The organism is Streptomyces sp. CC208A, from assembly GCF_030010625.1.
GTDB lineage: Bacteria > Actinomycetota > Actinomycetes > Streptomycetales > Streptomycetaceae > Streptomyces.
The window spans coordinates 50075-62433 of record NZ_JASCXN010000031.1 but is presented as its reverse complement, the minus strand read 5'-3'; the positions used below and the strand labels follow the sequence as shown (position 1 = coordinate 62433).

Below are 12359 nucleotides of genomic sequence, written 5' to 3'. Positions count from 1 at the left end.
TCCCCGTCCGTGTAGCCGGGCTGGCCCCGAGTGTGCTCCACGGCGCCGAGCTCGTCGCTGGGGCGAACTGGACGAGCCGAGTGAGCGTGGTGCGGTTCTCGCCGGACTCCCAGCCGCGGAAAGGGCGATCCGCCGCAGGTGGCTCTCGTCCTTGAAGTTCTGCGCCTACGAGGCGAGGTTGCACCAGCCGTCCCTCGGCCCGACCTCGCTGTCGCGAGCCCCGGCCGGGCACGGCAGGAGCAGCTTGCGCAGATTGCCGTCCGTCTTGGCCTGGGCGTCCTCGGCGGCCGGGAGCGGGTCGGGCTCCTGGCCCTTCGGGAGCGGCTTCGCGGGGTAGGCGAGGCCCGGCTGGTTGAGGGCCGGGAGCGGAACGTTCTGGGCGGATTCCGCCGCTTCTGCAGCTTCCAAAGCTGGCCCCCCACAAGATGTGAATCGCGGATTCCGTTCATCCGCGCACTCACCTGACCCGTGGGGTATGCATGAGGTTGCATGGCTTCGCATTACAGTTCGGTATATGGCGAAGAAGCTCGTGATCAAGGTGACCGCCGGGGCCGACGCCCCCGAACGCTGCTCCCAGGCCTTCACCGTGGCCGCCGTCGCCGTCGCGAGCGGCGTCGAGGTGTCACTGTGGCTGACCGGCGAGTCCTCGTGGTTCGCCCTCCCGGGCCGGGCGGCCGAGTTCGGACTGCCGCACGCCGCGCCGCTGCCGGAGCTGATCGACTCGATCCTGGCGGCCGGCCGGATCACCCTGTGCACCCAGTGCGCGGCCCGCCGCGAGATCACCGAGAAGGACGTCCTGGACGGCGTCCGCATCGCCGGCGCCCAGGTGTTCGTCCAGGAGGCGATGGCCGACGGGACGCAGGCGCTCGTGTACTGAGCTACTGAGCCCGACCACCGGTCCTACCGGTCCCGGCGCTTCTTGCCGTCGAGCTCGTCCCACCACTCGTCCGACTGCGGGTCCCCCGAGGGGTCGTCCCACCAGCGGTCCTCGGGCCCGCGCCGGTTCGCGATCATCGCGGCGACCGGCGGTATGACCATGGCGACGACGCACATGCCGATGGCGACCGGCATGGAGAACAGCCGCACGACCGCCCAGGCACCCACGAAGAGGACCAGGCAGGCACCCATCATCCAGAAGTAGACGCGCCGACGCCGTGCGTACACACCTTCAGCGTACGACCGGCGCCCGCGCGCGGGCAGACCGAAGGGCCGTGCCTCAAGTCCTGGTGATGGCGTCCAACCCCCCAGGAGGCACGGCCCTTCGGCCGGTCCGTGTCTACGCGGACTACACCGCGATGGCGACGTCCGTCAGGCTGCCCGTCTCCGTGACGACGACCTTGCGGTCGGCCTGGGCGCCGGGGACGAGGGCCCGGAGGGTCCACTCGCCGGTGGCCGCGTAGAAGCGGAACTGGCCGGTGGCGGAGGTGGGGACCTCGGCCGTGAACTCGCCGGAGGCGTCCAGGAGGCGGACGTAACCGGTGACGGGCTCGCCGTCCTTGGTCACCTGGCCCTGGATGGCCGTCTCACCCGGCTTGAGCGTGCTGACGTCGGGGCCGCCGATCGGAGCTCCACACATGTTCTCTGTCCTGTCCTAGAGGGGAGGGAAGGTCGCGCGACCCGGTCTTACTTGTTGGCGCCGAGCTCGATCGGCACGCCCACGAGGGAGCCGTACTCGGTCCACGAGCCGTCGTAGTTCTTGACGTTCGGGACCTCGAGCAGCTCGTGCAGGACGAACCAGGTGAGGGCGGAGCGCTCGCCGATGCGGCAGTAGGCGACGGTGTCCTTCGCCAGGTCGACCTGCTCGGCCTCGTAGAGGGCCTTGAGCTCCTCGTCCGACTTGAAGGTGCCGTCGTCGTTGGCGTTCTTCGACCACGGGATGTTGCGGGCGGTCGGGACGTGGCCCGGGCGCTGCGACTGCTCCTGCGGGAGGTGGGCGGGGGCGAGCAGCTTGCCGGAGAACTCGTCGGGCGAGCGGACGTCGACCAGGTTCCGGGTGCCGATCGCGGCCACGACGTCGTCGCGGAAGGCGCGGATGGAGACGTCCTGGGCCTGGGCCTTGTACTCGGTGGCCGGGCGGTTCGGGACCTCGGAGCCGTCGACCAGGTCGCGGGAGTCGAGCTCCCACTTCTTGCGGCCGCCGTCGAGGAGCTTGACGTCCTGGTGGCCGTAGAGCTTGAAGTACCAGTAGGCGTACGAGGCGAACCAGTTGTTGTTGCCGCCGTAGAGGACGACCGTGGTGTCGTTGGCGATGCCCTTGGCGGAGAGGAGCTTCTCGAAGCCCTCCTGGTCGATGAAGTCGCGGCGGACCGGGTCCTGGAGGTCCTTGGTCCAGTCGATCCGGATCGCGTTCCTGATGTGGTTCTTGTCGTAGGCGGCGGTGTCCTCGTCGACCTCGACGATCGCGACGGCCGGGTTGTCGAGGTTGGCCTCGACCCAGTCGGCGTCGACCAGTACGTCGCTGCGAGCCATGCTGTTTCTCCTCCGGGGCAGTGTGCGGCGGTGTGGTGCGGGGTGGTGCTGCGTGCGGGTACGCGTCGGGGCGCGGGCGCCCGACGGCGTGGTGCTGCGCGGTGCGGCTCCCGACCTGGGGTCGGCGGGCCGTGGGGAATACGGGCGCGGAGCGCGTCCCGCTCAGACGGAGCGACAGAGCATGGCGGCGATGCGGCACAGGTCTACTGCCCGCCGCTTCGTGAGTTCCGCCTGTCGCTTCATGCGGTCGATCGTAGGGACGGACAGGCGGCCGTGTCACCGGCGTGTCGTATGGTGAGACGCAATCATCCGGAGAGTGAGATCGGAGAGGGGTCGGAGCGGCGCCCGCCGCCCTTGCGGACGGCCGTTCCCCTGGTACTTCTGCGGACCGGACGACGCCGTCTCAGTATGTGAAAACGGGTCCGTTTCAGCCCGCTATGGCGACGTCCCGACCGGTCACCGTCACCGCCAGCCCCTCGGGACGCGGCTCCACCCGCACCACCCGCATGCCGGCGACGCGGCCGAGCGGGCGCTCGAAGTCGGTGCGCTCCCGGACGAGGTCCTCCAAAAGGGGGATGCCCTCGCCGGGCACCTCGTCGGCGCGGACCTTGAGGGTGTCGCCGCGCACCAGCGTGACCGAGGACACGACCGTACGGGTCATCGTGCGGCCCAGGACCTGGACGCTGCCCGTCACCCTCACCTTGCCGGGGCTGTCGTACTCCATGGCGGTGGCCCGCTGGGATGCCTCGACGAGGTCCGCGTACGTGATGAGCGCCGTCCCGTCCGCCGAACCGGCCCGGAACCGGTCCCAGTCGCCGGTCACGGTCACGTCCCGCAGGTCGAGGGCGAGCTCGCCGATCCGTACGGGCTTGCCGCCGGCCTGGGTGCGGACGCCCTTCGCGACCACCTCGACCTCGCCGAAACGCTTGTCGGCGGCCTGGGTGAGGAAGGGGAAGCCCTTGATGTCGACCTCGACGGACTCGGTCTTCCCGCCCGCGAGCGAGGCGCGGCCCGCCACCTCCGACTCCGCCCAGGCGGCGGCCAGGCGGTCGGCGCCCACCAGGAGTCCGCCCAGCACGACGGCCACCACCAGCAGGATCCGCAGTGCTCGCATGGCCGTCTCTTCCCCCGTAACCCGTGTCGTCGGTGCCGTCGGTGCCGTCGTGATGCGTGCCGGCCCCCTGGCACGAAAGATCGACGTGCCAGGGGGCCGGACGGTTCCCGGGCGGGCGGCCGGGCCGCTCAGACCAGAGCCCGGCCGAGCAGGTACACGGCGGGCGCGGCGGCCGTCAGCGGCAGGGCCACGCCGGCCGTCATGTGCACGAACCGGGACGGGTAGTCGTAACTGGCCGCCCGCAGGCCCACGAGGGCGCAGACGCCCGAGGCGAGGCCGAGCAGCGCCCCGGAGGCGCCCATGCCGGTGAGGGCGCCGGCGGCGATGCCCGCGCCCGCGGCGGCGAGCAGCGAGACGACCAGCGAGACCGGACCGGGCAGCGGGAGCGCGCGGGCGAGGACGGCCGCGGCCACCGCCGCCGCACCGGCCACGACCGCGTCCGGCTCGGCGCCGAGGTGCCCGGCGGCGAGGACGGTGAGCGCCGCCGAGGCGACGGTCGCCATCAGGCCGTACATGCGCTCGTCGGGGTCCGCGTGGCTGCGCAGCTGGAGGACGAGGCAGAGCAGGACCCACACGCCGAGCGTGCCGAGGATCGCGGGGGCCGTGTGCTCGCGGCCGGTGGCCAGCAGGGCGGCGTCGGCGACGAGCCCGCCGAGGAAGGCGAGCGCGATGCCCTGCCGGGCGGGCCACATGCCGTTGAGCCGGAACCAGCCGGCGGCGGTCAGCCCCTGGAGCGCGACCAGCGGCAGGAGGAGCCCGTACGAGCCGAGGGCGGCGCCGCCGGCGAGCAGCAGTCCGAGGACGGCCGTCAGCGCGGCGGGCCGCATCCCGGGCTCGATGATCGGCGACCGGCCCTCGGCACGCGCGCGCTGGGCGTCGGTGATCCGGGTGTTCCCGGAGGTGGTCGGCGAGGAGTACGCGGGGCCGGGATCGGGCTCGGGCTCGACGGCGGGCGGCTGGGGCCGCGGGTAGGGATCCTGGGCGTACGCCTGGGGCCGCGGGTACGCCTGGGGCTGGGAGTACTGCTCCGGGGCGTACGGCTGCTGCTGGGCGGCCGCGTACTCGTACCCGTACGCCTGCGGCTGCTCCCTGGGCTGGACCGCGGGCTGGTACGTGGTGTCCCAGGTCTGGCCCTCCCAGGTCTGGGTGACCGAGGGGTCGTACGCGTTCGGGTCGTACGCCGGCGGGTCGTACGGCTGCCCGCCGTGGCCGCCGTACTGCTGGTCGTTGCTCATGGTGTGGGGTTCACCCTCCTGCGAACGGGGGGAGCACCTCGACCGTGCCGCCCTCGGCAAGCCGTACCGTCTCATGGCTCCGGGTCCCGACCGGGTCCCCGTCGACCAGGAACGAGCACCGCTGGAGGACCCGGACCAGCTCGCCCGGGTGGTTCGCCCGGGCCGCGTCCAGGGCCTCGGCGAGGGTCTCGGCGGTGTACGGCTCCTCGGCGACACCGGCGGCGGCCTTGGCCGCGGCCCAGTAGCGGATGGTTCCCGCTGCCATAGCGGCGCTCCCTTCGTTCGTGTGCGCGCCGCCCCCCATGATGGGCTATCGGCGGGTGAGCCAGTCGCCGAGCCGGTCGAGCAGCTCCTCGCCGGCCGCGTTCTCCGCGTGGCCCATGCCGGGCTCCAGCCACAGCTCCACCGGGGCGCCGTCGGTGGCGGCCGCGGCCAGCATGCGGGGGTGGTCGAGGGGGAAGTAGGGGTCCCGGTCGCCGTGGACGAGGAGCAGCGGGGCGGGGGCGATCAGCGGGACGGCCTCGACGGGCGGGAGCGGCACGGGGTCCCAGGGGCGGGCGTCGATGCGGGTGCGGAGCCCGTACCGGCCGACGAGCCGGCCCGCCGGGCGGGTGACCATCCAGTGGAGGCGGCGCATCGGGGCCGTACCCCGGTAGTACCAGCGGGCGGGGGCGGAGACGGCGGCGACCGCGTCGGGTCCGGTGTCCGTGCCGCGCGCCAGGGCGGCCTGCCGGAGGACGACGGAGCCGCCCATGGAGAAGCCGACCGTCGCCACGCGCGCGTGGCCCAGGTCGCGGGCCCAGCGGACGGCGGCGGAGAGGTCGAGGACCTCGCGGTCGCCGAGGGTGGAGCGGCCGCCGGAGCCGCCGTGGCCGCGGAAGGAGAAGGTGACGACGGCCGCCGCGTGCCGCCCGAGGACCTGGGCCGCGCGGCGCACGGCGGGTCGGGCGGCGGAGCCGGTGAAGCCGTGGGCGACCACGATCGCGGTGCCGGTTTCCGTGCCGGTGGCACCATCGGAGGAGGGCCCGTACGAGGGTTCGTACACGGCTTCGATACGGACGCCGTCCTCCGTGCGCAACATTGCGCGCCGGGGCCCGAAAGTGAGCGAGGAAACATCCAGGATGTGAAATCGGCCCTCTGCCTCGGAACTCATGTGGGCTATTCTCCTAGGCAGAGGATCCGGGCGACGTCGCCACCGGGTCCTTTTGCGTTTTCCGGCTGTTGTTACGGACGGATGAACAAAAGCTCTCAGGGCGCGAGAGCGACAGGTGAGACCCGCAGTAAGCGCGGTAAGCGCACAGCAAGCCCGAGCAGTGCCGCAGGAGTCCTCGCAGGGACCGAGGAGGAACCGACGTATGGACGAGCGTACGGAGCACGAGCGTACGAAGCACGACCGACCGACGAGGCCGACGACCCCCCAGGCAGGTGGGACGCGATGAGTTCACTGCTGCTCCTGACCAACGCTCTCCAGCCGTCGACCGAGGTGCTTCCCGCCCTCGGCCTGCTGCTGCACAACGTCCGGGTCGCCCCGGCCGAGGGCCCCGCCCTCGTGGACACCCCCGGCGCGGACGTGATCCTCGTCGACGGCCGGCGCGACCTGCCGCAGGTCCGTTCCCTCTGCCAGCTGCTGCGCTCCACCGGGCCCGGCTGTCCGCTGGTCCTGGTGGTCACGGAGGGCGGTCTGGCGGCGGTCACCGCGGACTGGGGCATCGACGACGTCCTCCTGGACACCGCGGGCCCCGCCGAGGTCGAGGCGCGGCTGCGGCTCGCCCTGGGCCGTCAGCAGATCGTCGCGGACGACTCCCCGATGGAGATCCGCAACGGCGACCTGTCGGTGGACGAGGCCACGTACAGCGCCAAGCTGAAGGGCCGGGTCCTGGACCTGACCTTCAAGGAGTTCGAGCTCCTCAAGTACCTGGCGCAGCACCCCGGCCGGGTCTTCACGCGGGCGCAGCTGCTCCAGGAGGTGTGGGGGTACGACTACTTCGGCGGCACCCGGACGGTCGACGTCCACGTCCGGCGGCTGCGCGCCAAGCTGGGCCCCGAGCACGAGTCGCTGATCGGCACCGTCCGCAATGTGGGATACCGCTTCGTCACCCCTGAGAAGGTCGAGCGGACCGCGGAAGAGGCCCGGGCCGCGGACCGCTCCACGGAGGCGACCGAGACCCGGGGGACGAAGCAGGCGGAAGCGGGGCAGGACACCCGGGAGGAGGCCCGTACCGGAGCCGGAGCCGGCGCCGGAGTCAAGGGCTCCACGGCCGACTCCACTCGTTAGGCGGACGGTAACGTGGCGTATGCCACAGTGCGACCTGCCGGTAGGTAGGTCACCCCGCGTAGACTTCCGCGCGTGGCCAAGGTGACGCGGGATGACGTAGCGCGACTGGCGGGTACTTCGACCGCGGTCGTGAGTTACGTCATCAACAACGGACCCCGGCCGGTCGCCCCGGCCACGCGCGAGCGTGTCCTCGCCGCCATCAAGGAGCTGGGCTACCGGCCCGACCGGGTGGCCCAGGCGATGGCGTCCCGCCGCACCGACCTCATAGGCATGATCGTCCCGGACGCGCGCCAGCCCTTCTTCGCGGAGATGGCGCACGCGGTCGAACAGGCCGCCGCCGAGCGCGGCAAGATGGTCCTGGTCGGCAACTCCGACTACCGCACCGAGCGCGAGATCCACTACCTGAGGGCCTTCCTCGGGATGCGGGTCTCCGGCCTCATCCTGGTCAGCCAGGGCATGAGCGAACAGGCCGCGAGCGAGATCGAGGCCTGGGACGCGCGCGTGGTGCTGCTGCACGAGCGGCCCGAGGCGATCGACGACGTGGCCGTCGTGACCGACGACATCGGCGGCGCCCAGCTCGCCACCCGACACCTCCTGGAGCACGGCCACCCGTACGTGGCGTGCCTCGGCGGCGTCCCCAACACCCCGGCCGTCGGCGACCCGGTCGCCGACCACGTCGAGGGCTGGCGGCGCGCCATGCTGGAGGCCGGCCGCTCCGTCGAGGACCGGCTCTTCGAGGCCCCGTACAACCGCTACGACGCCTACCAGGTGGCCCTGAAGATCCTGGCGGGCCCCGACAGGCCGCCGGCCATCTTCTGCTCCACCGACGACCAGGCCATCGGCGTGCTGCGGGCCGCCCGCGAGCTGCGCATCGACGTGCCGACGGAGCTGGCGGTGGCGGGCTTCGACGACGTGAAGGAGGCGGCGCTCACCGACCCGCCGCTGACCACGGTCTACTCCGACCGCCCGGCGATGGCCCGGGCCGCCGTCGACCTGGTCCTCGACGACTCGGTCCGGGTCTCCGGCTCCCGCCGCGAGCGCGTCAAGCAGGTGCCGTCGACCCTTGTGGTCCGCCGCTCCTGCGGCTGCCACCGGTAAACCCCAGCCAGGTCTTTATTTCGGTCATACAGGGTTCTGTCGGGCTTCTCAGCCGGTCCTCAGACGGTTCTCATCCACCGGTCCAAGAGTCATAGCCATGACGGACCACCAGCAGCCCCAGCAGCCGTACTACCCGCCGCGCCCGCCCTACGAGCCGACGCGGCCGATCACCACCGAGCCGGGCACCACCGTGTGGCCGTCCGGTTCCGGCGGCGGGCCGTCCGGTTCCGGCGGCGGGTACACCCCTCCCCCGGCGGGTCCCGCCCACGCGGCGGCCGCCCCCGGTCCCCGGCGCCGGGCCAGGCGCGGGGTCGGCCTGATGGCGGCCGTGGCGATCGCGGCGGCGGCGGTCGGCGGCGGCACCGCGACCCTGGTGCAGCAGCTGACCACGACCACCCCCGCCGCCACCGCCTCCTCCCCCGTGGTGAGCGGCACCAACGTCTCCGCGAGCAGCACCGGCACGGTCGCCGGGGTCGCCGAGGCCGTCTCCCCCTCCATCGTCGAGATCTCCGCGAGCTCCGCCTCCGGCAAGTCCACCGGCTCCGGCGTGATCCTCACCGCCGACGGCGAGATCGTCACCAACAACCACGTGATCTCCGGCGCCTCCGAGATCACCGTGCGGACCAGCGACGGCAGGACCTACGCCGCCGAGGTCGTCGGCAAGGACCCCGACAAGGACCTCGCCCTCATCAAGCTCAAGGGCGCCTCCGGCCTGAAGGCCGCCACCCTCGGCGACTCCTCGAAGGTCAGGGTCGGCGACGAGGTCGTCGCCATCGGCTCCCCCGAGGGCCTGACCGGCACCGTCACCAGCGGCATCGTCTCCGCCCTCGACCGGGACGTCACCGTCGCGAAGAACGCCGAGGACGCCGACAGCCAGGATCAGCAGCAGCGGTGGGACCCGCGGCAGGGCTGGCCGTTCGAGTTCGGCGGGCAGCAGTTCAACGGCGACACCGGCAGCTCGAAGACCACGTACAAGGCGATCCAGACCGACGCCTCGCTCAACCCGGGGAATTCCGGCGGCGCGCTGATCAATATGAACGGCGAGATCATCGGAATCAATTCGGCCATGTACTCGCCCAGCGCTTCGAGCGGTTCCACGGCGGGCAGCGTCGGCCTCGGATTCGCCATCCCGGTGAACACCCTCAAGGCCGACCTCGACGCCCTCCGCTCCGGCGGCCGGAGCTGAGCACGTGGCACGCTGACCCCATGAGCAGCGGCCAGCCGAACGACTCCGAACGCATCCTCATCGTCGACGACGAACCCGCCGTGCGGGAGGCCCTGCGGCGCTCCCTCGCCTTCGAGGGGTACGCGACGCGGGAGGCCGTCGACGGCGTCGACGCGCTCGCCGCCATGGAGTCGTACGCCCCCGACCTCGTCGTCCTCGACGTGCAGATGCCCCGCATGGACGGGCTGACGGCGGCCCGCCGGATCCGGGCCGCGGGATCGACCGTGCCCATCCTCATGCTCACCGCCCGCGACACCGTCGGCGACCGCGTCACCGGCCTCGACGCGGGCGCCGACGACTACCTGGTGAAGCCCTTCGAGCTCGACGAGCTCTTCGCCCGCATCCGCGCCCTGCTGCGCCGCAGCTCCTACGCCGCCCCGTCGGCCGCCTCCACGGAACCGGAGGACGTCCTCTCCTTCGAGGACCTGCGGATGGACCTGGCGACCCGCGAGGTGACCCGCGGCGGGCGGCCCGTCGAGCTGACCCGCACCGAGTTCACCCTCCTGGAACTGTTCCTGGCCCACCCCCGGCAGGTCCTCACGCGTGAGCAGATCCTCAAGGCGGTGTGGGGCTTCGACTTCGAGCCGAGCTCGAACTCGCTGGACGTGTACGTGATGTACCTGCGGCGCAAGACGGAGGCGGGCGGCGAACCGCGGCTCGTCCACACCGTGCGCGGCGTCGGGTACGTGCTCCGCGGCGGGGGCGGCACCGAATGACGCAGGCTCCCGGAACGCCCCAGGTCCCTGGGACGCCCCCCGCCCGGCGCCGTACGCCCCTGGCCTGGTTCCGGTCCCGGCCGCTGCGCTCGCGGCTCGCGCTGCTCACCGCCTTCGCGGTGGCCGTCGCGGTCGCCGCCGTCTCCACGGCCTGCTGGTTCGTCACCCGGGCGCAGTTGGAGGGCGAGCTGGACTCCGCCCTGCGCAACACCCGGCTCGACGCGAACGACGTCCTCAGCCTGTCCACCCGCTGCCGCCAGGGCGACACCCCGCCGCCGGCCGCCGCGTACACCGTGCAGTTCATCGACGCGGCCGGCGGCGTCTGCACCTTCGGCGAGGCGGCCCTGCCGGTCGGGGACGGCGACCTGGCGGTGGCCCGGGGGACGCTCGCGTACGCCCTGCACACGGTGAAGGACGCCGACGGGCGCGAGATGCGCGTCTACACCTACCCGCAGCCGTTCCCGCCCGGACCGCGCGGCGTCGCGGTCTCCGTGGCCCGACCGCTCGCCGAGGTCGACAACTCGCTCTCCACCCTGGGCTGGGTGCTGCTGCTGGTCTCCGGGATCGGTGTCGTCGGCGCGGGCGCGGCCGGGCTTTGGGTGGCGCGGACCGGCCTGGAGCCGGTGAACCGGCTGACGGGGGCGGTGGAGCACGTGGCCGCGACGGAGGACCTGACGGTCCGCATCCCGGCCGACGGCGAGGACGAGATCGCCCGCCTGTCGCGCGCCTTCAACCAGATGACGGCGGCGCTGGCCAGCTCCCGCGACCGGCAGGCCCGCCTCATCGCCGACGCCGGCCACGAACTCCGCACCCCCCTGACCTCCCTCCGCACCAACATCGAACTCCTGGCCCGCAGCGAGGAGACGGGCCGGGCGATCCCGCCGGACGACCGCCGCGCCCTGATGGCCTCGGTGAAGGCCCAGATGACAGAACTGGCCGCCCTCATCGGCGACCTCCAGGAACTGGCCCGCCCGGACGCGGTCCGCCCCGGCCCGCTGGAGGTGGTCCCCCTCCACAACGTCCTCCGCACGGCCCTGGACCGCGCGAGGCTGCGCGGCCCGGAACTGACCTTCACGACGGACCTGGCGCCTTGGTACGTAAGGGCGGAACCGGCGGCCCTGGAACGGGCACTCGTCAACGTCCTGGACAACGCGGTGAAGTTCTCCCCGCCGCACGGCACGGTCGAGGTGACCCTGATGCGCGGCGAACTGACCGTCCGCGACCACGGCCCCGGCATCGCCCCCGACGAACTCCCCCACGTCTTCGACCGCTTCTGGCGCTCCCCGTCGGCCCGCAGTCTGCCGGGCTCGGGTCTGGGCCTGTCGATCGTGGCCCGCACGGTGAAACAGGCGGGCGGATCGGTGGCCCTGGCTCCGGCGGAGGGCGGCGGCACGGCGGCGGTCCTGCGCTTCCCGGGGGCACCGACGCCGCCGCCGGAGGTGACGGGATGAGGGAGGGCCTGAGCCCTGCCGGAACGATCGCCCGCGAGGGCGCCCTGGAACGGGTGCCGGAGGCGTTCGCGCCGCTGGTGGCGGCGGCCAGGGAGAGGATCGCGGCCACCTTCGGCCCGGACCGCCTGCACAGTGCGTACCTGTACGGAAGCGTGCCCCGCGGCACCGCCGTGCCCGGCGTCTCGGACCTCGACCTCCAGCTGGCGCTGCGCGCGGAGCCGACGGAGGCGGACCGGGCGGACGCGCGGGCGCTGGAGGAGTCGCTGGACGCCGACTTCCCGCAGGTGGACGGTGTGGGCGCGCTGCTGACGTCTGCGGACGTCCTGCTGAGCGAGCGGGAACGGTACGACCTGGGCTTCTTCGTGGCCTGCCTGTGCACTCCGCTGCTCGGCCCGGACCTGGCGGAGGAGCTTCCGGCGTACCGCCCGACCTCCCTCCTGGCGAGGGAGACCAACGGCGACCTGGCGCGGGTGCTGCCCGGCTGGCGGGACCGGTACGCGCGCGGCGAGGAGCTGGGCCGGATCGTGGGCCGCAGGCTCGTCCGTACCGGCCTGACACTGGTGATGCCCCGGTGGGGCGGATGGACGAGCGACCTCGACCGGTCGGCCGAGGTGTTCGCCGCGTACTACCCGGAGTGGGAGGGCCCGATGCGGCTGGCGGTACGGGCGGGCCGCTCGCAGGCGCCGCCCGGCTCCGTCGGCGTCCTGCTGGACGGCCTGGCGCCGTGGCCGGCCGCCGAGTACGCGCGCGTGCACGGCGAGAAGGCGCCCCGCTAG

Annotated in this window: 15 protein-coding genes; 7 read left to right on the top strand and 8 right to left on the bottom strand. The window is 72.9% G+C overall.

Annotated features, from left to right (window positions below):
• Window positions 1-165: 165 nt before the first annotated feature.
• Window positions 166-408, bottom strand: coding sequence for a hypothetical protein (locus QK442_RS28025; RefSeq protein WP_282696864.1), 243 nt, complete (start codon window positions 406-408; stop codon window positions 166-168).
• A gap of 106 nt (window positions 409-514) precedes the next feature.
• Between QK442_RS28025 and QK442_RS28020 the strand changes: the two genes are divergently transcribed.
• Window positions 515-877 carry a DsrE family protein gene (locus tag QK442_RS28020; protein WP_282696863.1) on the top strand — a complete coding sequence of 121 codons (363 nt, stop codon included), beginning with the start codon at window positions 515-517 and terminating at the stop codon, window positions 875-877.
• 23 nt (window positions 878-900) lie between these two features.
• Here QK442_RS28020 and QK442_RS28015 read toward each other — a convergent pair whose 3' ends face one another.
• The 7 genes from QK442_RS28015 to QK442_RS27985 all read right to left on the bottom strand — a co-directional run bounded on the left by QK442_RS28015 (window position 901) and on the right by QK442_RS27985 (window position 5971).
• The gene (locus QK442_RS28015) at window positions 901-1200 is read right to left on the bottom strand and encodes a DUF3099 domain-containing protein (RefSeq protein WP_282696905.1); all 300 of its coding nucleotides are present in this window, start codon (window positions 1198-1200) and stop codon (window positions 901-903) included.
• Window positions 1201-1285: 85 nt separating this feature from the next.
• Complete coding sequence (locus QK442_RS28010) at window positions 1286-1576, bottom strand: DUF1416 domain-containing protein (protein ID WP_030495528.1); 291 nt, start codon at window positions 1574-1576, stop codon at window positions 1286-1288.
• Window positions 1577-1623: 47 nt separating this feature from the next.
• Window positions 1624-2469, bottom strand: coding sequence for a sulfurtransferase (locus QK442_RS28005; protein ID WP_282696862.1), 846 nt, complete (start codon window positions 2467-2469; stop codon window positions 1624-1626).
• A 427-nt stretch (window positions 2470-2896) separates the two neighbouring features.
• Window positions 2897-3583, bottom strand: a complete 687-nt coding sequence (locus QK442_RS28000; protein WP_282696861.1) for a DUF2993 domain-containing protein — start codon at window positions 3581-3583, stop codon at window positions 2897-2899.
• A 128-nt stretch (window positions 3584-3711) separates the two neighbouring features.
• Window positions 3712-4818: a hypothetical protein gene (locus QK442_RS27995; RefSeq protein WP_282696860.1), complete on the bottom strand. Its 1107-nt coding sequence runs from the start codon at window positions 4816-4818 to the stop codon at window positions 3712-3714.
• 10 nt (window positions 4819-4828) lie between these two features.
• Complete coding sequence (locus tag QK442_RS27990; protein WP_282696859.1) at window positions 4829-5083, bottom strand: MoaD/ThiS family protein; 255 nt, start codon at window positions 5081-5083, stop codon at window positions 4829-4831.
• Between the two features lie 45 nt (window positions 5084-5128).
• Window positions 5129-5971 (bottom strand): alpha/beta fold hydrolase, encoded by an 843-nt coding sequence (locus QK442_RS27985; RefSeq protein ID WP_282696858.1) that lies wholly within the window; start codon window positions 5969-5971, stop codon window positions 5129-5131.
• Window positions 5972-6253: 282 nt separating this feature from the next.
• Between QK442_RS27985 and QK442_RS27980 the strand changes: the two genes are divergently transcribed.
• The 6 genes from QK442_RS27980 (at window position 6254) to QK442_RS27955 (ending at window position 12359) form a co-directional block, all read left to right on the top strand.
• Entirely contained in the window at window positions 6254-7093 is an 840-nt protein-coding gene (locus QK442_RS27980; RefSeq protein ID WP_282696857.1) for a response regulator transcription factor, read from the top strand.
• Between the two features lie 72 nt (window positions 7094-7165).
• Window positions 7166-8191 (top strand): LacI family DNA-binding transcriptional regulator, encoded by a 1026-nt coding sequence (locus QK442_RS27975; protein ID WP_282696856.1) that lies wholly within the window; start codon window positions 7166-7168, stop codon window positions 8189-8191.
• A 97-nt stretch (window positions 8192-8288) separates the two neighbouring features.
• Complete coding sequence (locus QK442_RS27970; RefSeq protein ID WP_282696855.1) at window positions 8289-9377, top strand: trypsin-like peptidase domain-containing protein; 1089 nt, start codon at window positions 8289-8291, stop codon at window positions 9375-9377.
• A gap of 20 nt (window positions 9378-9397) precedes the next feature.
• The gene (locus tag QK442_RS27965) at window positions 9398-10132 is read left to right on the top strand and encodes a response regulator transcription factor (RefSeq protein WP_282696854.1); all 735 of its coding nucleotides are present in this window, start codon (window positions 9398-9400) and stop codon (window positions 10130-10132) included.
• Complete coding sequence (locus tag QK442_RS27960; RefSeq protein WP_282696853.1) at window positions 10129-11583, top strand: HAMP domain-containing sensor histidine kinase; 1455 nt, start codon at window positions 10129-10131, stop codon at window positions 11581-11583. The genes QK442_RS27965 and QK442_RS27960 overlap by 4 nt, the downstream gene beginning before the upstream one ends.
• Window positions 11580-12359 carry a nucleotidyltransferase domain-containing protein gene (locus QK442_RS27955; RefSeq protein ID WP_282696852.1) on the top strand — a complete coding sequence of 260 codons (780 nt, stop codon included), beginning with the start codon at window positions 11580-11582 and terminating at the stop codon, window positions 12357-12359. The genes QK442_RS27960 and QK442_RS27955 overlap by 4 nt, the downstream gene beginning before the upstream one ends.